Origin of the sequence: Atlantibacter subterraneus (assembly GCF_007570865.1) — a bacterium.
Lineage (GTDB): Bacteria > Pseudomonadota > Gammaproteobacteria > Enterobacterales > Enterobacteriaceae > Atlantibacter > Atlantibacter subterraneus.
Genome location: NZ_VLPS01000003.1, coordinates 684475 through 706716, shown reverse-complemented (window position 1 = coordinate 706716; position 22242 = coordinate 684475). Strand labels below are relative to the sequence as shown.

At 51.4% G+C, this 22242-nt stretch carries 19 protein-coding genes; 6 read left to right on the top strand and 13 right to left on the bottom strand.

Annotated features, from left to right (window positions below):
* Positions 1 to 79 precede the first annotated feature (79 nt).
* Positions 80 to 526 carry a YccF domain-containing protein gene (locus FND52_RS08950; protein ID WP_144130543.1) on the top strand — a complete coding sequence of 149 codons (447 nt, stop codon included), beginning with the start codon at positions 80 to 82 and terminating at the stop codon, positions 524 to 526.
* 17 nt (positions 527 to 543) lie between these two features.
* Entirely contained in the window at positions 544 to 2676 is a 2133-nt protein-coding gene (gene yccS, locus FND52_RS08945) for a YccS family putative transporter (RefSeq protein WP_144130542.1), read from the top strand.
* On the opposite strand, the gene FND52_RS08940 is transcribed toward yccS, so the two are convergent.
* Entirely contained in the window at positions 2662 to 3276 is a 615-nt protein-coding gene (locus FND52_RS08940; RefSeq protein WP_125291819.1) for a TfoX/Sxy family DNA transformation protein, read from the bottom strand. The genes yccS and FND52_RS08940 overlap by 15 nt on opposite strands.
* A 217-nt stretch (positions 3277 to 3493) precedes the next feature.
* Here FND52_RS08940 and sulA point away from each other — a divergent pair, with 217 nt between their 5' ends.
* Positions 3494 to 4003, top strand: coding sequence for an SOS-induced cell division inhibitor SulA (gene sulA / locus FND52_RS08935; RefSeq protein WP_125291818.1), 510 nt, complete (start codon positions 3494 to 3496; stop codon positions 4001 to 4003).
* A 352-nt stretch (positions 4004 to 4355) separates the two neighbouring features.
* Positions 4356 to 5438: a porin OmpA gene (ompA, locus tag FND52_RS08930; protein ID WP_125291817.1), complete on the top strand. Its 1083-nt coding sequence runs from the start codon at positions 4356 to 4358 to the stop codon at positions 5436 to 5438.
* 89 nt (positions 5439 to 5527) lie between these two features.
* On the opposite strand, the gene matP is transcribed toward ompA, so the two are convergent.
* Positions 5528 to 5983: a macrodomain Ter protein MatP gene (gene matP, locus FND52_RS08925; protein ID WP_125291816.1), complete on the bottom strand. Its 456-nt coding sequence runs from the start codon at positions 5981 to 5983 to the stop codon at positions 5528 to 5530.
* A gap of 182 nt (positions 5984 to 6165) precedes the next feature.
* Between matP and FND52_RS08920 the strand changes: the two genes are divergently transcribed.
* Entirely contained in the window at positions 6166 to 7926 is a 1761-nt protein-coding gene (locus FND52_RS08920) for an AAA family ATPase (protein WP_144130541.1), read from the top strand.
* A 237-nt stretch (positions 7927 to 8163) separates the two neighbouring features.
* Here FND52_RS08920 and FND52_RS08915 read toward each other — a convergent pair whose 3' ends face one another.
* From FND52_RS08915 to FND52_RS08895, 5 genes are all read right to left on the bottom strand, one after another.
* A complete protein-coding gene (locus FND52_RS08915; RefSeq protein WP_144130540.1) occupies positions 8164 to 9351 on the bottom strand; it encodes a hypothetical protein in 1188 nt (395 codons plus the stop codon).
* 139 nt (positions 9352 to 9490) lie between these two features.
* The gene (locus FND52_RS08910) at positions 9491 to 9904 is read right to left on the bottom strand and encodes a hypothetical protein (RefSeq protein ID WP_144130539.1); all 414 of its coding nucleotides are present in this window, start codon (positions 9902 to 9904) and stop codon (positions 9491 to 9493) included.
* A gap of 725 nt (positions 9905 to 10629) precedes the next feature.
* On the bottom strand, positions 10630 to 11100 hold the full coding sequence (locus FND52_RS08905; RefSeq protein WP_144130538.1) for a Rha family transcriptional regulator: 471 nt from the start codon (positions 11098 to 11100) through the stop codon (positions 10630 to 10632).
* A gap of 901 nt (positions 11101 to 12001) precedes the next feature.
* Positions 12002 to 12667, bottom strand: coding sequence for a tyrosine-type recombinase/integrase (locus FND52_RS08900; protein ID WP_280114067.1), 666 nt, complete (start codon positions 12665 to 12667; stop codon positions 12002 to 12004).
* Positions 12668 to 12709: 42 nt separating this feature from the next.
* On the bottom strand, positions 12710 to 13276 hold the full coding sequence (locus FND52_RS08895) for a hypothetical protein (protein WP_144130536.1): 567 nt from the start codon (positions 13274 to 13276) through the stop codon (positions 12710 to 12712).
* A 350-nt stretch (positions 13277 to 13626) separates the two neighbouring features.
* On the opposite strand from FND52_RS08895, the gene fabA reads away from it, so the two are divergent.
* Positions 13627 to 14145, top strand: coding sequence for a bifunctional 3-hydroxydecanoyl-ACP dehydratase/trans-2-decenoyl-ACP isomerase (gene fabA / locus FND52_RS08890; RefSeq protein WP_125291814.1), 519 nt, complete (start codon positions 13627 to 13629; stop codon positions 14143 to 14145).
* 63 nt (positions 14146 to 14208) lie between these two features.
* On the opposite strand, the gene rmf is transcribed toward fabA, so the two are convergent.
* The 6 genes from rmf to rlmKL all read right to left on the bottom strand — a co-directional run bounded on the left by rmf (position 14209) and on the right by rlmKL (position 22139).
* Entirely contained in the window at positions 14209 to 14376 is a 168-nt protein-coding gene (rmf, locus tag FND52_RS08885) for a ribosome modulation factor (protein ID WP_002463017.1), read from the bottom strand.
* Between the two features lie 253 nt (positions 14377 to 14629).
* Complete coding sequence (pqiC, locus tag FND52_RS08880) at positions 14630 to 15196, bottom strand: membrane integrity-associated transporter subunit PqiC (RefSeq protein WP_125291813.1); 567 nt, start codon at positions 15194 to 15196, stop codon at positions 14630 to 14632.
* A complete protein-coding gene (gene pqiB / locus FND52_RS08875; protein WP_125291812.1) occupies positions 15193 to 16833 on the bottom strand; it encodes an intermembrane transport protein PqiB in 1641 nt (546 codons plus the stop codon). Before pqiB ends, pqiC begins: the two co-directional genes overlap by 4 nt.
* On the bottom strand, positions 16820 to 18091 hold the full coding sequence (gene pqiA, locus FND52_RS08870; RefSeq protein WP_144130535.1) for a membrane integrity-associated transporter subunit PqiA: 1272 nt from the start codon (positions 18089 to 18091) through the stop codon (positions 16820 to 16822). The genes pqiB and pqiA overlap by 14 nt, the downstream gene beginning before the upstream one ends.
* 16 nt (positions 18092 to 18107) lie before the next feature.
* A complete protein-coding gene (locus FND52_RS08865) occupies positions 18108 to 20015 on the bottom strand; it encodes an ABC transporter ATP-binding protein (protein WP_144130534.1) in 1908 nt (635 codons plus the stop codon).
* 6 nt (positions 20016 to 20021) lie between these two features.
* Positions 20022 to 22139 (bottom strand): bifunctional 23S rRNA (guanine(2069)-N(7))-methyltransferase RlmK/23S rRNA (guanine(2445)-N(2))-methyltransferase RlmL, encoded by a 2118-nt coding sequence (rlmKL, locus tag FND52_RS08860; protein WP_144130533.1) that lies wholly within the window; start codon positions 22137 to 22139, stop codon positions 20022 to 20024.
* Positions 22140 to 22242: the final 103 nt, after the last annotated feature.

Below are 22242 nucleotides of genomic sequence, written 5' to 3'. Positions count from 1 at the left end.
TATATGCCGCTCCAGAGTAAAAACGCGTTACAATTGCTGAGGTTAATGTTTTAGCTCAGCAATCACAGGAAGAGATTCAATGCGTACGGTTCTTAATATCCTTAATTTTGTTCTCGGCGGCTTCGCCACCACCCTTTCCTGGCTGTTGGCAACGGTACTGAGTATTGTCTTTATTATTACCCTACCGTTAACGCGCTCATGCTGGGAAATCACCAAACTTTCACTGGTGCCTTATGGTAATGAAGCGATTCATGTCGACGAGCTGGAGCCGCAAAGCAAGAGCGCGATACTCAATACCGGCGGCACGCTGTTGAATATGGTATGGCTGGTGCTGTTTGGCTGGTGGCTATGCCTGATGCACATCGCAGCCGGCATTATGCAGTGCGTATCGATTATCGGCATTCCGGTGGGTATCGCGAATTTTAAAATCGCCGCTATTGCGCTGTGGCCGGTCGGACGCCGGGTCGTTTCAGTGGAAGTGGCGCAAGCGGCGCGTGAAGCCAACGCCCGTCGCCGTTTTCAGTAATGGGAAAACGCAACAGTATGTTTAGCCCCCTGCTCAGGCGATATTCCTGGAACAGTACCTGGCTGTATAACGTGCGCATTTTTATCGCCCTGTGCGGCAGCGCGGCGCTGCCGTGGTGGCTTGGCGAAGTCAAACTCACGATCCCGCTCACCTTAGGCGTGGTTGCCGCTGCGCTGACCGATCTCGACGATCGGCTGGCGGGACGGCTGCGTAATCTGATCATCACCCTGATCTGCTTTTTTATTGCCTCCGCCTCGGTGGAGCTGCTGTTTCCGTGGCCGTGGCTGTTTGCCGTTGGGCTGATGATTTCTACCTGCGGTTTTATCCTGCTCGGCGGGCTGGGGCAGCGTTACGCCACTATCGCGTTTGGCGCATTATTGATCGCCGTGTATACCATGCTGGGCGTCTCGCTGTACGAGCACTGGTATCAACAGCCGTTGCTACTGCTGGCGGGCGCGGTGTGGTACAACCTGCTGACGCTGATCGGCTATCTGATTTTCCCTGTCAGAGCGTTGCAGGATAGTCTGGCTCGCAGCTACGAGCAGCTTGCCTGGTATCTTGAAATGAAATCGCGCCTGTTCGATCCCGACATTGAAGAGGAGCGGCAGGCACCGATGATGGAACTGGCGCTGGCAAACAGTCAGCTCATCGCCACGCTGAATCAGACCAAAGCGCTGTTATTGACCCGACTGCGCGGCGATCGCGGCCAGCGGGGCACCCGTCGGACACTGCACTATTACTTTGTCGCGCAGGATATTCATGAGCGGGCCAGTTCAGCTCATATTCAATATCATGAATTGCGCCAAAAGCTGCGCTATAGCGATGTGATGTTCCGCTTCCAGCGGCTACTGTCTATGCAGGGCCAAGCCTGCCAGGCGCTGGCGCGCTCGATCTTATTGCGTACGCCTTACCAGCACGACCCGCGTTTTGAACGCGCGTTCGTTCATCTCGACGCCGCAATTTCGCGTATTCGCCCGGATGCAATGTCGGATGCGGAAAAGAAAGCCATCGGATTTCTCATTAACAACCTGCGCGATGTCGATGCTCAGTTGGCCAGTATCGAATCTGAGCAGGCTCTGGCTGAACCGCGTAGCGAAGAGAACCAGCTTGCCGATGACAGCCTGCATGGGGTCAACGATATCTGGCTGCGGCTGAGCCGTCATTTTACGCCTGAGTCGGCGCTGTTTCGCCATGCGGTGAGAATGTCGGTGGTGCTGTGTATCGGCTATGCGTTTATCCAGATCACCGGTTTGCAGCATGGCTACTGGATCCTGCTGACCAGCCTGTTTGTCTGCCAGCCCAACTATAATGCCACGCGCCACCGTCTGGCATTGAGGGTGATCGGCACCTTAATCGGCGTGGCTATCGGCATCCCGGTGCTGTGGTTTGTGCCTTCGCTTGAAGGACAGTTGATACTTATCGTCATCACGGGCGTACTGTTCTTTATGTTCCGCACCGTACAGTATGCTCACGCTACGATGTTTATTACCCTGCTGGTGCTGCTGTGCTTCAATCTATTGGGTGAAGGCTTCGAAGTGGCGCTGCCGCGCGTGATCGATACCCTGATAGGTTGCGCGATAGCCTGGGCAGCGGTGAGTTTTATCTGGCCTGACTGGCGTTTTCGTCGGCTCGATTTGGTGCTTGAACGCGCGCTTAATGCCAACTGCCGCTATCTCGACGCCATCCTGGAGCAATACCACCAGGGCCGCGACAACCGCCTCGCCTACCGTATCGCCCGACGTGACGCTCATAATCGCGATGCGGAACTGGCGTCCGTGGTATCGAACATGTCGACGGAACCTCGCGTCAGCGATGAAATTCGCGACACGGCCTTCAGGCTTCTTTGTCTGAACCATTCATTAACGGGCTATATTTCCGCTCTTGGCGCACACCGCGAAAAGGTGGTGAATAGCGAAATCCTCGCTATCCTGGATGACGCCGTTTGCTATGTTGACGATGCGCTGCACCATCTTCCTGCTGATGAAAGTAAAGTTCAGCTGGCATTAGCCAGGCTGACACAGCGGATTCGCGATATTGAGCCTCGTCAGGAGAGTAAAGAGGCATTAGTTCTGCAGCAAATTGGGTTAATTGCCGGGCTGCTGCCAGAAGTGAGTAAACTACAGCACCAGGTCTCATCACTCGCTGACTAAAGAGGGCTGCCGGGTAAACCACTCATACAGCTCCCGGCGAGTTTCTGCCGGGAGCGCGGCTTCATGCAATCCGATAATGGCACCTTCAAGCGCATACAGCGCTTTAACACCACAATTTTTTTTAATGGTACGCAACCTTAGCCAGCACTCTTTTGCACCATACGCTTTAAGGGTATGGACATCGCTAATGCCTACCTCCCATAGCCATATCTCATATTGCAGGGAGAGATTAGGTAAATCCTTAACGCGCACGTCCTGATGGCGGTGAGCAATAATCTCATTGGCGCAGGTAATGGAGTGAGAGGCTAACTGCACCAGTAAATCCGGGTCATTCCACAATTCGCTGTCTACCTGATAATAGTTCAGGTAAACCGCCCTTCCCCGGCGAGTAAATTTCAACTTCGATGAATTACGTTGGGTAAAGTAAGCGGCGCTTTGCTCATTAGCCCGTAAAAAAAGCTCGCCTTCAACCAACATGCCGAACGCGGCTTTATCAATCGTTAGACTGTACCCACCAAATAAGGAACGATAACGCACTTCACCCAGAGCTTTTAATAAATCCTCAACGCGCGCCAGCGTTTCAGAAGTAATCGTTTTCATTATAACTCCTTTAATATCAATAAATAACAGGAATATTTCCGTTGTTAATTCCTGTAAAAGGAACATATTCAACTTGGCGAATCTCGGCAATATTTATTTTTCATGGCATGGGATTTAGATAAAAGAATTGCGAGGTGCTTTCAGAAAATAAGGTTGATCTTTGTTCTGCCTGCGGGTACTGTATAAACATACAGTACACACTGGAGTTGAACACATCATGAACATCACTGCTCATTCAAATCACTCAGTTACACCCTTGCGTATGGCAAAACCGCATCCGGAATACTCAGCAGCCCCGGAGATGAAAGGTATGGTCAGTGAAATTGTTTACCAGGAAGATCAGCCCTGGATGACGCAGTGTGTTTTATTACCGTTACTCCAGCAGCTTGGTCAACAATCGCGTTGGCTGTTATGGCTCTCGCCAAATCAACGTCTCAGCCGTTCATGGCTTCAGACGTCTGGTCTGCCGCTGACCAAAGTGATGCAGGCTAACCCAACCAATTCTTATACTACTGTTGATGCGATGCTGCGTGCATTGCGTACCGGAAACTACAGCGTGGTGATTGGCTGGTTGTCGTATGAGATGAGTGATGAAGAACATCAGGCGCTTTCAGAAGCCGCAGAAATGGGTAATGCCCTTTGCTTCATTATGCGGCCTTCACGCGGGGCTATTAACGGTACGAGACCACGTTCTGCGCTAAAAATTCACTCTGGTTTGTATCATTAAGTAAATTTAAGACAAATCCTGGACTTATTTTTAAATATTTACAGGCCGTTGTTCATACGCGAAATTTAGGCGGAATACGCGGCTTCAGCCACCACTGGCTCATCATCGCTGCCTACAATTGCAGCAAAAATGTTAACAAATATGTACGCAAGTCGTTTTTTTTCATATGCCTGACGGACTTCACACTTGTAAGTTTTCAACTACGTTGTAGACTTTACATCGCCAGGGTTGCTCATTAATAAACCGTACAGACGGTAGAGTTACAAGTTGAGCTATAACCCCGGTGAAGGATTTAACCGTGAGCTCTTTTAGAGATGTTCATGGCCTTTTGGATGATAACGAGGCGCAAAAAATGAAAAAGACAGCTATCGCGATTGCAGTGGCACTGGCTGGCTTCGCTACCGTAGCGCAAGCCGCACCGAAAGATAACACCTGGTATGCAGGTGGTAAGCTGGGCTGGTCCCAGTACCACGATACCGGTTTCTACGGTAATGGTTATGACGACCGCATCGGTAACGGCCCGACTCATGCAGACCAACTCGGCGCTGGTGCTTTCGGTGGTTACCAGGTTAACCCGTACGTTGGTTTTGAAATGGGTTACGACTGGTTAGGTCGTATGCCGTATAAAGGCGACACCGACAACGGCGCTTTCAAAGCTCAGGGCGTTCAGCTGACCGCTAAACTGGGTTACCCGGTAACTGACGATCTGGATATCTATACCCGTCTGGGTGGTATGGTATGGCGTGCTGACTCTAAAGCCGCATACAACAACGGTGCTGGTGGTCGTCTGAAAGATCACGACACTGGCGTTTCTCCGGTATTCGCTGGTGGTGTTGAATGGGCTGTTACCCGCGACATCGCTACCCGTCTGGAATACCAGTGGGTTAACAACATCGGTGACGCCGGTACTGTAGGTACTCGTCCTGATAACGGCATGCTGAGCGTTGGTGTTTCTTACCGTTTCGGCCAGTATGACGCTCCGGCACCGGTTGTAGCTCCGGCTCCAGCTCCGGCTCCGGAAGTACAGACCAAGCACTTCACTCTGAAGTCTGACGTTCTGTTCAACTTCAACAAAGCAACCCTGAAACCGGAAGGCCAGCAGGCTCTGGATCAGATGTACACACAGCTGAGCAACCTGGATCCGAAAGACGGTTCCGTTGTTGTTCTGGGCTTCACTGACCGTATCGGTTCTGACGCTTACAACCAGGGTCTGTCTGAGAAACGTGCTCAGTCCGTTGTTGACTATCTGATCTCCAAAGGTATTCCTTCTGACAAGATCTCTGCACGTGGCATGGGCGAATCTAACCCGGTTACTGGCAACACCTGTGACAACGTTAAACCGCGTGCTGCTCTGATCGACTGCCTGGCACCGGATCGTCGCGTAGAAATCGAAGTTAAAGGTATCAAAGACGTTGTAACTCAGCCGCAGGCTTAAGTTACCGTTATGAAAAAACCCCGCGATGCGGGGTTTTTTTTATCTGCTGTTTTCATCTCAGCTCGGGCGGTGTGATAACAAAGAGCACCCTAATCGCCTTTACCCAGCAATGCTTCGATATCCTGCTTAAGCGTAGACATCTGGCTGGCGTATTTTTCCTTACGCTCAGCGTCTTCAATGAGTTGCACAATGGTTTCGGAAAGCGTAATGCCCCTACGCTGCGCAAGCCCTGCTAAACGCTGCCAGACCATATATTCCAGATCGATAGACTTTTTGCGGGTGTGCTGATGCTCAGCATTGAAATGACGCTTGCGACGGGCCCGGATCGTCTGCTTCATGCGGTTAATTAATTCGGGATTGATGTGCGCGTCTATCCAGTCGGCAACCTGGACAGGTTCATTTTCCATGTTGAGTAAGAGGTCAACTGCCTCTTTGGCCGCACTGGCTTCAATATAACGGGTGATCAGCTCGCCCTCGCGATGCTTCTTCACCAGATATTTCCATTTCCAGCCGCTTTCGAGATTTTCCAATTGTTGGTATTTCATTGTGATCTCAGGGTGACCGTATAACTCACTTCAGAATAACAGTTTTTTGCCAATTCGCTGAATTGAAATCGTAGCCTGTGATTCTGCGATCGATTCTCCCGGTCAATTGTTTGATTACGGGTGTGTCCTGTTTACCATTACGCTATAATCGCGCCTTTAACCTCTACCTTAAAAAAGCGACTTTGACCATTAATAAACTTTCATGGCGTGCTCTGGTTGCCGATACCGATCGGTACCTTGAACTGTTTACGCAGCCACAAACGGACCCCGATTCGCCGCTCGACATTCAAGCCATCCAGCCCCGTTTATGCTTTGGCCTTGAGCAGTTGATTCACCCTTACTCCTCTTCGGCGTTTATGCTCATCAGAGCACCGGAAGAAAAAGATTATCTCGACACCGTCGCTGACTATTTGCGGGCCAATAGCCCTGCAGCCGACCAATTGTTTGGCGGCCATTATTCTATTGAAAACCATACCGTTACGCTGCACCCCGCCGTTAGCGCTGAGGATCCTTTTACCAGTAAAGGCGAGATTGTATCTGCCGACTGGGTTGAAACGGAGCAGCTGTTCGGGTGCGTACGCCAGCTCGGCGAGAAAGTAACTTTACAGCCCGGCCTGATTCACCAGGCCAACGGCGGTGTGCTGATCCTTTCCCTGCGTGCTCTGCTTTCCCAGCCGCTGCTGTGGCTGCGTTTAAAGCATATGGTTGAGCGCAACCGCTTCGACTGGTTCTCACAGGACGAAACGCGTCCGTTACCGGTTTCGGTGCCCTCTTTACCTCTGCAGTTGAAAGTCATACTGGTTGGCGATCGAGAATCGCTGGCAGATTTCCAGGAGATGGAGCCGGAGCTGAGCTCACTCGCGATTTATAGCGAATTCGAAGACAACCTTCAGATCGTTGACGAAGAAGCAATGAACCTGTGGCAACAGTGGGTGCTGCATATTGCGGCGAGTCACCAGTTGCCTGCGCCTGACGCCAGCGCCTGGCCGATCCTGATCCGCGAAGCGACGCGTTATACTCAGGATCAGGAAACGCTGCCGCTTTATCCTTCGTGGATTTTGCGCCAGCTGCGCGAAGTGTCGCCGCTGTGCGATGGCGAAACGTTTAACGCCGAACAACTTGCCTCTATGCTTGAACAACGGGCATGGCGTGAAGGTTTTCTCGCAGAACGGATGCAGGAAGAAATCCTGCTCGACCAAATTCTGGTTGAAACCGAAGGCGATCGCATCGGCCAAATCAACGCGCTGTCGGTGATTGAATTTCCCGGCCATCCGCGCGCGTTCGGAGAGCCTTCACGCATTAGCTGCGTGGTGCATATTGGCGATGGCGAGTTTATCGATATTGAGCGTAAAGCCGAACTGGGCGGAAACATTCACGCTAAAGGCATGATGATCATGCAGGCTTTTCTGATGTCGGAACTGCAGCTTGAACAGCAGATCCCCTTCTCGGCCTCGCTGACCTTCGAACAGTCTTACAGCGAAGTTGATGGCGACAGTGCATCCATGGCCGAGCTTTGCGCGTTAATCAGTGCGCTGGCAGATGTGCCGGTGCACCAGAATATCGCGATTACCGGTTCGGTCGACCAGTTTGGTCGGGCGCAACCCGTTGGCGGGCTTAACGAAAAAATCGAAGGATTTTTCGAGATTTGCCAGAGCCGGGAATTAACCGGCAATCAGGGCGTCATTATTCCTTCGGCAAACGTACGGCATCTCTCTCTGTCCCAGGATTTGCTGGATGCGGTAGAAAATGAACAATTCTTCATATGGGCCGTGGACGATGTCATGGATGCATTGCCGCTGCTGACCGGCCTGCCGTGGGACGGCGAAGGGCAGACGACATTGATTCAAACTATACAGGAACGCATCGCACAGGCGACTCAACAGGAAGGAAGAAACCGTTATCCCTGGCCTCTGGGCTGGCTTAACTGGTTCAACCACAACTGAGGATAGCGGTAAGACCCGCATCATGACTGGGTTTCACAGGTATCGTCAAGAGCTTTGTGACTATCTTTGTGACTCGGTTGTGACTCAAGAAAGCGTGATGATGATAGTGCTTTGAGGGGGAGCATGGGGGTAATCACTCAGGATTGTTTAATTGAATACCCGCAGAGATTTTTCTGTGGATTTTTAAAGAACCCTCAGCAGGAAATCGTAATGGGGTCTTAATGACCCCCTTTCGTTTTATGCAGTCACACCCGGAATAGTCACAGCGGAATCCTTGGTTCCATCAAACGTAATCTTAACGATGTGCTTAATGGTGGTTTTACTCTCTACGCCTTTATCGTCAACGATTACCCCTGCATCAGCTAACACATCAAGAGAACCGAAAGCCTCAATGGTCCATGCTTGGTGAGCGGGGTCACGGGTAGCCTGAATAGCTAGAATACGACCGCTACCGTCTTTCATGGTTGCAAACGATAAAGCTACCATTCGCTTACTAATAATGTAGATAGCAGCACCAGCCACACCGTTAGGCTTATAGCCCAGCACTGAGCAACCCAGCATGGCCTCAATATCAGTGAACCCTTTGGCCTGAGCCTCACGCTCTAAGATTGCCTCAACGCCTACAGGCATTACCAAAGCGACCTCTGAGAGTTTATCTGCATAACCAGTCTTAGCGACGTTCATAGTAATAATATCAACAATGCTCTCAGAGACCTCAGCGGCAGTCTTGCCAGTGGTATCTAATGGTTTTACTTGGACATTTTCAGCTCCCGGAGCAACGCTCAATACATTAGCGATAGCGCCACACAAGGACTCTGTAATTTCATTGCATGCATTCTGGAGGGCAATATGTAAGGTACTCTCCGTGAATCCATTAGTTGAAATCACATGGTCATAAATACGCGTATTAAAGCTAAAGCCCACACTTTTATCAGTCTTGGAGATATGAATCTCGGAGCCAGCTTTAATGGTCCCATCGCCAATAGAACCGCTTGGAGCAGTCCCGGCACTGATAAAGTTCTTACTTGAATCAAAGTAGACGGTACGGTCTTTCATCTCGTGGATGACAATTGGAGTGGCCTGAGTACGGGCAGGACGAACCTCAATACCCACGCCAGACTCACGCAAGGCATCAATGAAATCATCATCATTAAGAGTTGCGTCAAGGCTCTCTGTGAATGCCTCAACGTATGCGCTTGGACTATTCCCGGTCTCATGGGTTCCGTTATAGGCCTGACCATCAGCACTATTAAATTGAATCTCAGCGGCGCTCTCAGTCACCTCAGTGGTGTAGCTATAGGACTTGCTCAGCCCATAGTTACGGTTATCACGCTCAGCTTTGGCAGCATTTAACAAACTCTCAGCGGAAACAGTCTCACCTTTAAGAATGCCGTTCTTGGTGGTCATAGTGGAATCAGTAAACATAATTAGTTCTCCTTGTGGTAGTGAGTAGACGAGCTACTAACGGTCGGCCATAAGCGGCCCTCAGAAAGGCTCTGATAGGCTTAATGGTCTTGGATGGGGGAATGGTTATTGGATGATAAAAGAGATACTTAGGGGCCTCTTAGAAGAATCCACCACCTGCATTACGATTGCGGATAGCAGCGGCAACACGTTCACGTTCTGCTTTCTTCTTACGATTTTCTTCATGGATTTGCTCATCGGACTTAGATAGTTCTTTAGCTCGTTCAGCAAGGGCTTTTGCTTCTCGTTCAGCAGCAAGACGGGCCTCAATGCGTCGGTTAATCTCATACTGTGCAGCACTGGCGAAGCCTTGACCCATAACTTCAGGAACCGATAAGCCTGCTTGGTGTACCTCAATTGATAACCGCACAGCTTCAGGGTGACTTGGGTTTAGTCCGTTGGTTAAAGCGGGTAGCAGGACACCAGTAAGATAAGCGAGCGGCGTCTTAACACCGTGTAGCTTGCAGGTTCCTTTCTCATGGTCGACTTCAGTGATATTCAAATGAATCTTCATGTGGTTGTTCTCCTATTGGTATTGGATGGTTAACGAATGAATGCCTTTGAGAAATCTACGGACACCCTCAGGCCCTTCAATGGTCTGTTGGTTTTCCCTCAGAATCTTATGGATTAACTCATGGGTCTTAAGTTTGCGGTCCTTAGGATTGCCATTGATTACCACGAGGTCCTCACGGGTTAGCGTCGACAGAGTCATGTACGCCCGGCCTATAGGTGTTCTCATATCGTATTTCATTTGAGGGACTCCGCTTTCAGCCGCTGTGATGCCATTGAGACCGCCTTAGCGACCTCAGAGTAATAGCGATTAGACGCCGTATTCTCTAACTGGTCAGCCACTGTTTTCGTTGAGATGGTCTCAAGCTGGAGCAATAGACAAAGTAACAGACGCTGGGAAATGGCTGTGTTAGATGCAGTGAGAGAGCTTTGGGCCTCCGCTAATGCAGCGCCTACAGAATCTTTAGGGATTCGCTTGTTAAATAACTCAATCCTCACTTGGCGGTTATCGGTGCGGCGTGGTGGTCTCCCACGGCCCTTGGGTAAATGCATAGGAGCCTCCTGACGGTAGTTACTTCCATAAATGAATAAGAAGGGACCTGAAGAGGCCCCTTATAGGAGATGGGAGAGGTGTCTGAGTGTGTCTCCCAATAGTGATGATTTTAGGGATTTGCAATTTTTCATTTTGAGTAATTGCCCCTTAACTGGATTAACCGGATTTTCTGCCCCTTAACGCAACCTCTTTAATGCAGTGTGACGCTCATTAGATGACAGGTGATCACAATTGTCATAGCTCAATGAGGTCTTTACGGCTCCCAGCGCTAACGCAGCGGTGCTCTGAGCGTCCTCTAAGGTGTTTGCCTCAGTGACAGCATTCAGACCCGCTATAGCGTTATCAAGGGCATCTACAAGAGCCATCCCTAACATCACGTCATAGGTCATCGCTAAGGCTATCGCTTGCTTGCGGTTTAGGCGATAATCCCGATTCTCACGCATCCCGCCCAGACCAACTATCTGATATGAGTTAGTTTCCATTTTGGAAAGTAATTGCTTAGGGAATAGTGATTCAATCTTACGGATTACATGGCCTTTCTGTTTCCCCAAGAGGCGAGCCAGTAAGCCAGCGCTCAGGGTCTCATTGTTATCTGAGAACTCTTTATTAATGACTGCCAGTTGATTACTGGATAAATGATTATTCATAGTGGTCTGCTGCTCCTCTTGGTGGTAGTTGTCCTCTCAATAGCGATGATTTAAGAGCTTGGTTGACAAGAGGTCTCTTAGTGGAGGCTTTAAGATAGGCAAGGCCTTAATAACTTCAAGAATCAATAGGCAAAAACTTAGAGCATCATACAGATAGGCAGGAGGGATTGAGGTAAATGATAATGGTTATGTTATTTAGGAGCCCACTTATTCCTAATGAGACAGAGGCTCTCCTTATTAATTGATTGATTGGGATTGATGACAAGAGTTCTCTCAGTGGTTTCACAGGAAGCATCATTACGGGAGCTTTGAGAGAATCTGACTGATAACTTAATGAACCATCAGGCTATGGCTCAGCGAGGGCTCAGACCCTTAGGTATCTCCTAAAGACTCTTAAAGGGGTAGGCTCTTTGGGGGGGAATCTTTAAGAATCCTTTAGATTATCTCTAAGTTAAGCTTAAAGATTAAAAGTATTCTTAAAGATATTCTTTATTTAATTAATCTAAATACCAAACAATAAAGACTCTTAAAGAGAATCCTTATACTAAGGGTCTTTAAGGTATTCTTTAAGTGGTCTTAAATGATAGACCGTCTTAGCGACTTTCCACCCCCTTTAAGAATAGTGCCTCAGCCATCCATAACCCACCCCCTAAAAGTTATGTTGTTCTCTCTGAGTCTACCGCCCACACTTAAAGTTGTGCTCTCCGTCCGATACTCCAGGCATCACTACGGGTCATAGCTAAGGCGTCTCACTGGTCCAGTTACGGATTAATCCAGCGGTTGGAAGATTAATTAATCTCTTGGTCTCCCAATAGTGATGATTTAAGGATTCACACTTGACAAAAATATAATCCCTGAGGGTGGAAACTTTAATACAAGCACCTCAGGGAAACATTAATTATTATGATAATACTTTTTGTAGGACTTCAGCCGACCTATGAATGCTCACAGCAGACCCATAGACACCAAAAGTAATATCTGTTGAAGCATGGCCCAGAATGCCACCAATATCAGCCTCAGTGACACCCTTAGCTCTCGCTATGGTTGCCATATAGTGACGTAGAGAATGGAAAGAAACCTCACCAGTATCAACTGTATGTCGCTTAATGAAAGCATTGAGTTCAACATGTGCCGTCGCTGACTCTTTGAAGATTGGTCCTGATGGCTGACGCTCTATCCACTGTTTGAACTTATCTAAAGAGAAGCCCATAGCCCCATCAGTAAGCGGGACACAGCGAATACTTGATTCATTTTTAACAGTCTTTCCGTTCTCTTTGTTAATATCAATATAGAGCAGACCATCTACCTGTTTAATATCATTTTGGGTTAATTGAAGGATTTCGCCAATACGAGCACCTGTAATCATACCGACACGCAACGCCCACTGTTGAGCCAGTGTTAGGTTATTATCAGTAGGGAAGGCCACCACTAAGTTATTTAATTCAGTGTCTGTAAATGCTCTACGTTGGCTCTTAGCGCCTTTAAGCTTTAATCCCTTAGTGTAATCATAATTAACAAGACCATTATTGACACCCCAATTTACTACAGCAGATACCTTCTGAAGAATTTTATTAATAGAAGCATCGGCATAATTGCCAGACTCAATTAATCAAGCCCTTAACTCAGTCATATCCTCTCGAGTATAAGTGAGCATATCGAGTGACCCAATGTAATCACTGAGCCGCCTGCGGATAGTATTGTGGTCTGATATAGTAGCTTTCGCCATATTCACTGAGTTCTCATTAAGATAAGCCTGATAGAGGTCATCGAAAGGACGTCGCTGTGAGGATTCTGTTGGGTAATCCTCCCGCTTTTCACTTAGAAATGACAAGTGAGCATCATTAACAGAGTTATTATTCAGGTTATCCATTACTGTTAATAGTGGTTGAGCATCTCCACATAACCTTTCCTGAGCAGCACTTAGAATCTCCTGAGCTTTAATGATTGCTCTATGCTGAGTCACAGTTAGCTCATTGGTAGCCACAAGGTCTCGTAATGCCTCTTTGCTTTCATCTATTACTGAAACTTCAATACCGTCCCAGAACTCAGAGGGCTTGTCAGTGAGCAGAGAATCAGCAAGGTCCTTGAGATAATCACAAAGCAATGACCAATCAGCGTCTGGATGACTAACGATAAATGATTTTATGGCGCTGTTATAGATTGCTTGCTGGCTCATTGCTGACGTCCTGTTGGTAGTTCTCATTGAAATAGTAAGAGTATCACGTAGCGACCCTACCCGCCGATAACGAGTCTGGTAAATCCCTGAGCGCTTCCTGTACATATAAGGAGTTGATAGACTCAAGGTTAGTTGTGACCCTTTTGTGTCACCTTGTGACTGTCTGATAGATAGCTGTTGATGAACTAAATGTTGAGATGTGGTGTAACTTACTGAGTGCATTAGTTTTACTCCAATATTTCTTTGGAGCTATCCTCAAGTATCTGGTTCAACCACAACTGATCGGACTTGTTCAGCGTACACGTGTTAGCTAACCTGCGTGCTTCACTAAAATAAGGCTTACTGAGAACATGGTAGATAAACGCGAATCCTATACGAAAGAAGACCTTCTTGCTTCCAGCCGTGGCGAACTGTTTGGCGCTAAAGGCCCGCAGTTGCCCGCACCGAACATGTTGATGATGGACCGCGTCGTCAAGATGACCGAAACCGGCGGCAATTTCGATAAAGGCTATGTTGAAGCAGAGCTGGATATCAATCCGGACCTGTGGTTCTTCGGTTGCCATTTTATTGGCGATCCGGTAATGCCTGGCTGCCTGGGCCTTGATGCAATGTGGCAGCTGGTTGGGTTCTACCTGGGCTGGCTGGGCGGCGAAGGCAAAGGCCGTGCGCTGGGCGTGGGCGAAGTGAAATTTACCGGTCAGGTTCTGCCGACGGCGAAAAAAGTGACCTACCGCATTCACTTTAAGCGTGTGGTAAACCGTCGTTTGATTATGGGTCTGGCCGATGGCGAAGTGCTGGTTGATGGCCGCGTAATCTATACCGCTAACGATCTGAAAGTGGGCCTGTTTACCGATACGTCTGCTTTCTAAAACCGTTCTCCGGTAAGGCGAAACCTCCGCGCTGCGGAGGTTTCTATGTCTAAAGAGACAGTGTTATGCGATTAACACTTTGACGTCCATGGCTTCTCGCCAGCCTCCAAGCCAATAAGATCTCTGGTTAACTGCCTGATAGGGACACATTTCTTTTGGTCGTCCGGTCATACCTGCTTGATAACCGCGTTGATGTGCCCGTTCCAGGCGATCTCGTTTTTGTCTCTTCATGCCTCGTTTCCCTCATCTTTGTTCTGCTGGAAATGAAAACAGTGATGAGCAAATGCTCAATCACGACTAACGAATAACGCGAAACAAACCTCCCGTCAACGCGCAAAATTCACGCCAATGTCATATTTGTGAGCTATACGAAGGCAAAAAATTACAAATTGATTTAAGTGCAGTTTTTATCTTATTGGTATCAAAAGAAAAGCCGCTGCAGGCCTGTACAGACTTACAGCGGCTAAAATTTACACAAAAGTTTTTAGCGAAGTCGTTTAATTTCTGCCGCTATACTCTGCGCTTCCTGCTGCCAGGCCTGCCCTAAGGTTTTCACCATCGCGTCATAGCCATCCTGCTGCTGTTTCAATTCAATGTTAAATGGACGCTTGACCAGTTCACCCTGGCTGTTGAGCAGCCACTCGCCGCTGACGATCACCCGGCCATCATAACGGCCATGAAATCCCGTGACATTGACGTTTAGCACCTGCTGCTCGCTGCCCAGCGGCGTAGAGGAAACCACCCAGCCTGGCAGCTGGCTGCTCAGATTCGCCACCAGCGTATTACGCAGCTGCTGATCAAGCGGACTGGCCCACAGGTTGCTGTTGGCGATATTGAACTGCACGTCGGTGGTTTGATAAACCACCCCGTTACCTGCCAGATAATCCGGAATCGTCACCTGCTCGACCCACAGAAGCTGCCGGCCCTGGCTGGTGGTCTGGCTGCTCAGAGCCTGCGGCCCGGCGGGCAGTTGGTAATAGGTTTTTCCCTCATCGCTGCTGCTGCAGGCGCTCAGCAGCGCCGCAATCAGTACCGGAAGCCACTTTCTCATTCTTTCGCCCTCTTCGGCTGTGGATCTTTTTTATCCTTCGCTTCAAACACCAGCGCGTTGCTCTTATCGTTCAGGGTGCGCAATACCGGCTGTAGCTCACGCAAGACCTGATCGAGACGCTGCATATCCGCCACCATCTTGTTATACGCCGCAGAACCCGGCTGGAAGCCCTGCATACTGCGGTTCAACTCGCGCAACGTACCCTGCATATCCGCAGGCAGCTGCTGCATCGATTTGCTGGCCGTAAGCTGATTGAGATTGTTCAACGTCTGCTGCAGCCGCTGCATGGTACGCTGGCTCTCGTTAAGCGTATTGGTGGCCTGCTGAATCATCGGGTTAAGCGGCAGGTTGTTGATCTTGTCGAGGGTTTCCAGCAGGCGCTGTTGAATTTGCGCCAGCCCGCCGCTGACGGACGGGATAATCGAATAGCCGCCAAAGCTGCGCATACCCGACATCGCAGGCGCTTTCGGATAGAAATCGAGATCCATATACAGCGCGCCGGTGACCAGGTTGCCGGTTTTCAGCGAGGCCCGTAAACCGCGCGCTACCAGATCCTGCAAGTGAGCACCGATTTCCGGGCTTTCACCGAGTTGATTTTCCAGACGCTCAGGCTCAATACGTATCAGCACCGGGATACGATAATCCGTACTCAGCGCCTGGCGCAGTCCTGGCACAAAATACGGTGCCTGCGCCACAGTCCCCAGACGGATCCCCCGGAATTCAACCGGCGCACCTGGCTGGAGCCCGCGAATCGAGTCGTTGAAGAACACTAAATAGTCAATATGTTTGGTATATAACGAATCCTGAATACTTTTTTGATCGTCATACAGTTTGAATGCGGTTTTCTCAGTAATGGGTTGCCCGAGTTCCCAGCCGTCAGGAATATCAAAACTAACCCCGCCGCTGAACAATGTGGTTAAGGAGCCCATCTCCACGCGCATACCCGCCGAGGTTAAATCCACGGCAATCCCGCTATCTTTCCAGAAGCGAACGTTGCTGGTCACCAGCCGGTCATAGGGTGCATTGACAAATAGCTGATAGCTAATGGTGCGCTTTTGGGTATCAAAGGTGCTGGTTTCCACTGACCCTACGCGATAGCCACGGAACAGTACCGGATCGCCAGGCGATAGCTGGCCGGCTTTATTACTGTCGAGCACCACGCGGATCCCTTTAGCATCAGGCGGTGCCAGCGGCGGTGAATCCAACAGCTGATAGTTATCCGGCACCGCCCCTTTGGTGCCCGGCTTCAGTTCAATGTACGCGCCGGAAAACAGGGTATTCAGTCCGCTCACGCCCTCTCTGCCGATCTGCGGTTTGACGACCCAAAACACCGAATCCTTATGCAACAGTTTTTCCATGCCGGCATTTAAGCGCGCCTTGATTTCTACGTGCAGAAGATCGTCGGAAAGCACCGCGCTCTCCACGACGCCCACGTCCACGCTGCGGCTTTTGATGGTGGTTTTCCCACCCTCAATGCCTTCGGCGTTGGTGGTGATCAGCGTGACTTCAGGCCCCTGATGGCTATAGTGGTAAAACAGGATCCATGCGCCAATGAGAGCCGTGACGATCGGGAATATCCAGACCGGCGACCAGTTTCTGACCTTGCGCACCTGCGCTTCCCCGTTAGGCTTTTCCATGTTCCGATGACTCCTTATGGCTCAATTCCGGCTCGCGATCCCAGGACAAACGTGGGTCAAAGGTCATCGCAGCGAACATTGTAATAATGACGACCAGCGCGAACATCACTGCGCCGATAGCGGGATAAATGCTCATTAAAGCCCCCATACGCACCAGCGCAGAAAGTACGGCAATAACAAACACATCAATCATTGACCAGCGCCCAACAAACTCCACCACTTCATAAATCAGGTGCATACGTTCGCTGTCGCGCTGTCCGTGGCCTTTGGCATCCCAACACAGCCAGGCAATAGCAATCATCTTTAACGTCGGGACCAGAATACTGGCGATAAAAATCACCAGCGCCACCGGGTACGACCCTTCACTCCAGAGCAAAATTACGCCAGCAAGGATGGTCGACGGCATCTTATCGCCGAGCAGATCGGTGATCATGATCGGCAAAATATTGGCGGGCAGATAAAGAATGATGGCGGTAAACAGCAGCGCCAGCGTCCATTGCAGGCTGTTTTTGCGGCGCACGTGGCCGCGCGTTTCACAGCGCGGGCAGTGCTTGGTATCAGCGGGCAAAATGGCGGTGCAGCACGGGCATGAGCGTAGGCCCTGACGGATACCCGGCACGCCGACGCGCGGCGGCGTGGCCAGCGCAGGCATCGGCGCTAAGTCATCCCACAGCCAGCGGCGGTCCACGCACTGGAATGCACGCAGTTGCAGTACGCAAAACAGACACCAGGGAATAAAACTGCTGCCTACGCCGATATCGCCATAGGCCATTAGTTTAACGAAGCTCACCAGCACCCCGGCGAGGAAAATTTCTGCCATTCCCCAGGTTTTGAGGTTAAACAGAATCCGCGCCATGACCCGTTTCAGGCTCTCAGGCAAGGCGGCGCGATTCACCAGTAGCAGGATCGTCACCAGGCAAAACGCCGGCACCAGTTGGACGAACAGCATAAAAAGCGAGCCCAGACTGGCGTAATCTTCAGAGAACATGACGCCCGGGATTTCAAGCAGCGTCACTTCGCTGGTAATACCCGCAACCTTCATATTAACGAAGGGGAACAGGTTGGAGAGCAGCAGCATAAACAGCGCCGCCAGCGCATAAGCGGTCGGCCGCTGGCGCGGCGCGGCCCACTGGGTTGTTAAGGTCGTGCCGCAGCGTGGGCAGTTGGCCTTGTGGCCCTCTTCCAGCTTTGGCAATAACACCAGCATGTCGCATTGCGAACACAGAATATGTTTCGCCGCATGGTGCTGTTCACACATGCCGCCCTCCCTTTGGCTATCCACCGTTTTTTAACGACTCAAGGTATTCCCAACGTTCGAAAGCCGCCTCAAGCTCCTGCTCTGCGCTAGCCAGTTTTTCCAGTACGCTTTGCGTGACGTCATGAGGTTGGTTAAAGAAGGATGCATCGCTGACCTGCGACTGCAGGGTTTCCAGCGCGGCTTCCAGCTCTTCCATGCGCTGCGGCATCTGCTCCAGCTCGCGCTGCATGTTATAGCTTAGTTTGCCGCTGGCTCGTTTGACAGTCTCTGCTTTAGCAACCGCAACGTCGGGTTCTTTTTTGACAACCGGCGCACGGGCGAGCGCAGAGGATGCCTGCTGCCCCCGCGCATCGTGATAGCCGCCAACATACTGGCCAATGCGTCCTTCGCCTTCGAAAATCCAGCATTCCGTCACGGTGTTATCGACAAATTCACGGTCGTGGCTCACCAGCAGCACGGTGCCCTGATAGCTGTCGATCAGCTCTTCCAGCAATTCCAGGGTTTCGACATCCAGATCGTTGGTCGGTTCGTCGAGGATCAACAGGTTGCTGGGTTTAAGAAACAGACGTGCCAGCAGCAGGCGGTTACGTTCTCCGCCCGACAGCGCGCGCACCGGCGTCATGGCGCGTTTCGGATGGAATAAAAAGTCCTGCAGATAACCCAGCACATGGCGCGGCTTGCCGTTGACCATGACTTCCTGTTTGCCTTCTGCGAGGTTATCCATCACGGTGCGCTCCGGGTCCAGCTCGGCGCGGTGCTGGTCGAAATAGGCGATTTCCAGTTTGGTGCCCACGTGAACGCGACCGCTGTCGGCATTAAGCTGACCGAGCATCAGTTTCAGCAGCGTGGTTTTGCCGCAGCCATTCGGCCCTACCAGCGCGATTTTATCGCCGCGCTGTACCTGAGCGCTGAAGTTACGCACCAGGGTTTTGCCCTTGATGCCGTAATTCACGTCCTCAAGCTCAAAGACAATTTTGCCGGAGCGGGAGGCTTCTTCCACCTGCATTTTGGCGCTGCCCATCACTTCGCGGCGCTCGCTGCGTTCGCGGCGCAGGCTTTTTAACGCCCGCACGCGGCCTTCATTACGGGTGCGTCGCGCTTTAATGCCCTGGCGGATCCAGACTTCTTCCTGCGCCAGTTTCTTATCAAATTCGGCGTTTTGCAGCTCTTCAACGCGCAGCGCTTCTTCTTTCTCCAGCAGGTATGTGTCGTAATCCCCCGGATAGGAAACCAGCTTGCCGCGATCGAGATCGACAATCCGCGTCGCCATATTGCGAATAAAGGAACGGTCGTGGGAGATAAAAATAATGCAGCCCTGGAAGGATTTTAAAAACCCTTCCAGCCAGTCGATGGTTTCAATATCCAGGTGGTTAGTGGGCTCGTCGAGCAGCAGCACGCGCGGCCCGCTGACCAGCGCGCGGCCCAGCGCGGCTTTACGCAACCAGCCGCCGGACAGCGCCGCCAGCTCCATATCCGCATTCAGGCCAAGCTGCATCAGTACTTCGTTAATGCGGTTTTCCAGTTGCCACAAGCCGTGGTGATCGAGCATCTCCTGCACCCGCGCCAGTTCGGCCAGGTTTTTATCGCTCGGATCCTCCATCACCAGATGGGAAACATCGTGGTAGCGCTTGAGGTATTCCGCCTGCTCTTCGATGCCTTCGGCGACAAAATCGTACACGCTGCCGGTAACGTTGCGCGGCGGATCCTGTTGCAGACGCGATACCACTAAATCCTGCTCGAAAATCAGCCGTCCGTCGTCCAGACCGACTTCACGATTGAGGATCTTCATCAGGGTCGATTTACCGGCCCCGTTACGCCCAACCAGACAAACCCGTTCGTTGTCTTCGATATGCAGTTCGGCGTTATCAAGAAGCGGTGCGTCGCTGTAGGAGAGCCACGCGCCATGCATACTGATCAATGACATAAATAATTATTTCCCGGTCTCGTGAGTAACCAGCCAGCAGTTATGGATCTGGCGATTACGGGCAAAATCTTGCGACAGCGTTTTCTCGGTAATTTCCTGCGCCTTGAGGCCCAGTTCCGCCAGGCCCGGCAGATCCATTTTGAAGCCGCGTTTGTTGTTGGAGAACATAATGGTGCCGCCCGGCTTCAACAGGCGCTTAAGATCCTTCATTAACGCCAGATGATCGCGCTGAACGTCAAACGAGGCCTCCATGCGTTTTGAGTTGGAGAACGTCGGCGGATCGATAAAGATCACGTCAAAGCGTTCCGTCGACTCCGCCAGCCAGCCCAGGCAGTCTGCCTGGATCAGGCGATGATTGCGCCCGGTAAGGCCATTGAGGCGCAGGTTGCGCTCGGCCCATTCGAGATAGGTACGCGACATATCCACCGTGGTGGTGCTTTTCGCCCCGCCCAGCCCGGCATGGACGCTGGCGCTGCCGGTGTAGGCGAACAGGTTGAGGAAGTCTTTATCTTTGCTCATCTGGCCCAGCATACGGCGCGCGATACGGTGATCGAGGAACAGGCCGGTATCCAGGTAATCGGTCAGGTTGACCCAGAAGCGCGCATTGTATTCACGTACTTCCATGAACTCTTCTTTCTGGGCGACTTTTTGATACTGGCTGGTGCCTTTCTGACGCTCGCGGGTTTTCAGTACCAGCTTATTCGGAGCAATTTCCAGCACCTGAATTGTCGCGGCGATCACGTCAAACAGACGCTGGCGCGCTTTATTGGCATCCACGGTTTTCGGCGGCGCGTACTCCTGAATCACCACCCAGTCGGCGTAGCGATCTACCGCCACGTTATAGTCCGGCAGGTCAGCATCATAGAGGCGATAGCATTCAATCCCTTCCTGTTTTGCCCACTTGTCCAGTTTTTTAAGATTCTTGCGCAAGCGGTTGGCATAGTCTTCCGCGATACGTCCTTGCCCACCTTCGCTGCCACCGGCGGCCAGGTGGTAATTTTTCTGCACGCAGTCCAGCGGGCCATTCTTAGCTTTGAACTGGCGGTCGGCGCGCAGTTGCAGGCAGCTCAACAGTTCAGGCGAGGCGCTGAACAGCGACAGATTCCAGCCGCCAAACTGCTGCTTCATGGCACGGCCCAGCAGGCTGTGCAGGGCAATCAGCGCGGGTTCACTTTCCAGACGCTCACCATAAGGCGGGTTGCTGATGACGGTGCCGAGCGGCCCTTTCGGCAGCGGGTTGGTCAGTTGCGCCACGTCGCTGACGCTAAAAGAGATAATGTCGGACAGGCCGGCACGACGGGCGTTGCTGCGTGCCCGCTCAATGACGCGCGAGTCATTATCAGAGCCGTAAAAACGCGATTCGTACTCGCTTAACCCCCGGCGCGCCCGCACCTGAGCATCCGTTTTCACGCTTTTCCAAATTTCGTCATCATGCTTCGCCCAGCCGGTAAAGCCCCAGCGGGTACGGTGCAGGCCCGGCGCGCGATCGGTCGCAATCATCGCGGCTTCAATCAGCAGCGTGCCGGAGCCGCACATCGGATCGATAAGCGGGGTGCCCGGCTGCCAGCCGGAGCGCTGAACGATCGCCGCCGCCAGGGTCTCTTTGATCGGGGCCTGGCCGGTAGCGTCGCGGTAGCCACGCTGGTGCAGGCCATCGCCGCTGAGATCGAGCGCAATGCTGGCGGTTTCTTTATTCAGCCAGACGTTGATGCGCAGGTCCGGCTGATCTTTATCAACATTGGGGCGCGGCAGGTTTTTACGGGTAAAGGCGTCGACAATCGCGTCTTTAACTTTCAGCGCGCCGTACTGGCTGTTGCGAATGGAGTCGTTTAATCCACTGAAATGAACGGCGAAGGTCGCCCCCGGCGCGAACATCGCGGTCCAGTCGATCGCCTGCACGCCGAGGTACAAATCAAGATCGCTGTAGACTTTGCACTCGCTCAGCGGCAGCAGAATGCGCGATGCCAGGCGGCTCCACATCAGGCTCGAATAGAGCAGATGCGCGTCACCTTCAAAATGCACGCCGCCCTGAACAACCTGCGCGTTTTGCGCTCCCAGGTTTTCCAGTTCGGTTTTTAACAGTTCTTCAAGGCCGCGCGCCGTACTGGCAAATAAAGCATTCATATCGTCACTTATCACTTAAGAAAATTGTTGCGCATTATAGCCAATCCGCCCCGCATGTCATAAAGTTGCCCTTCTATTTCTTCATCTTCTATGACTTTCCAGG

Coding starts and splice junctions, on each gene's coding strand:
- FND52_RS08915 (WP_144130540.1), bottom strand. CDS start 9,351: ATGTTTACTGATTCCACTATGACCACCAAGAACGGCATTCTTAAAGGT.
- yccS (WP_144130542.1), top strand. CDS start 544: ATGTTTAGCCCCCTGCTCAGGCGATATTCCTGGAACAGTACCTGGCTG.
- pqiC (WP_125291813.1), bottom strand. CDS start 15,196: ATGAGAAAGTGGCTTCCGGTACTGATTGCGGCGCTGCTGAGCGCCTGC.
- rmf (WP_002463017.1), bottom strand. CDS start 14,376: ATGAAGAGACAAAAACGAGATCGCCTGGAACGGGCACATCAACGCGGT.
- FND52_RS08950 (WP_144130543.1), top strand. CDS start 80: ATGCGTACGGTTCTTAATATCCTTAATTTTGTTCTCGGCGGCTTCGCC.
- FND52_RS08905 (WP_144130538.1), bottom strand. CDS start 11,100: ATGAATAATCATTTATCCAGTAATCAACTGGCAGTCATTAATAAAGAG.
- pqiB (WP_125291812.1), bottom strand. CDS start 16,833: ATGGAAAAGCCTAACGGGGAAGCGCAGGTGCGCAAGGTCAGAAACTGG.
- FND52_RS08865 (WP_144130534.1), bottom strand. CDS start 20,015: ATGTCATTGATCAGTATGCATGGCGCGTGGCTCTCCTACAGCGACGCA.
- FND52_RS08895 (WP_144130536.1), bottom strand. CDS start 13,276: ATGAGCCAGCAAGCAATCTATAACAGCGCCATAAAATCATTTATCGTT.
- FND52_RS08910 (WP_144130539.1), bottom strand. CDS start 9,904: ATGAAGATTCATTTGAATATCACTGAAGTCGACCATGAGAAAGGAACC.
- pqiA (WP_144130535.1), bottom strand. CDS start 18,091: ATGTGTGAACAGCACCATGCGGCGAAACATATTCTGTGTTCGCAATGC.
- matP (WP_125291816.1), bottom strand. CDS start 5,983: ATGAAATACCAACAATTGGAAAATCTCGAAAGCGGCTGGAAATGGAAA.
- sulA (WP_125291818.1), top strand. CDS start 3,494: ATGAACATCACTGCTCATTCAAATCACTCAGTTACACCCTTGCGTATG.
- ompA (WP_125291817.1), top strand. CDS start 4,356: ATGAAAAAGACAGCTATCGCGATTGCAGTGGCACTGGCTGGCTTCGCT.
- rlmKL (WP_144130533.1), bottom strand. CDS start 22,139: ATGAATGCTTTATTTGCCAGTACGGCGCGCGGCCTTGAAGAACTGTTA.
- fabA (WP_125291814.1), top strand. CDS start 13,627: ATGGTAGATAAACGCGAATCCTATACGAAAGAAGACCTTCTTGCTTCC.
- FND52_RS08940 (WP_125291819.1), bottom strand. CDS start 3,276: ATGAAAACGATTACTTCTGAAACGCTGGCGCGCGTTGAGGATTTATTA.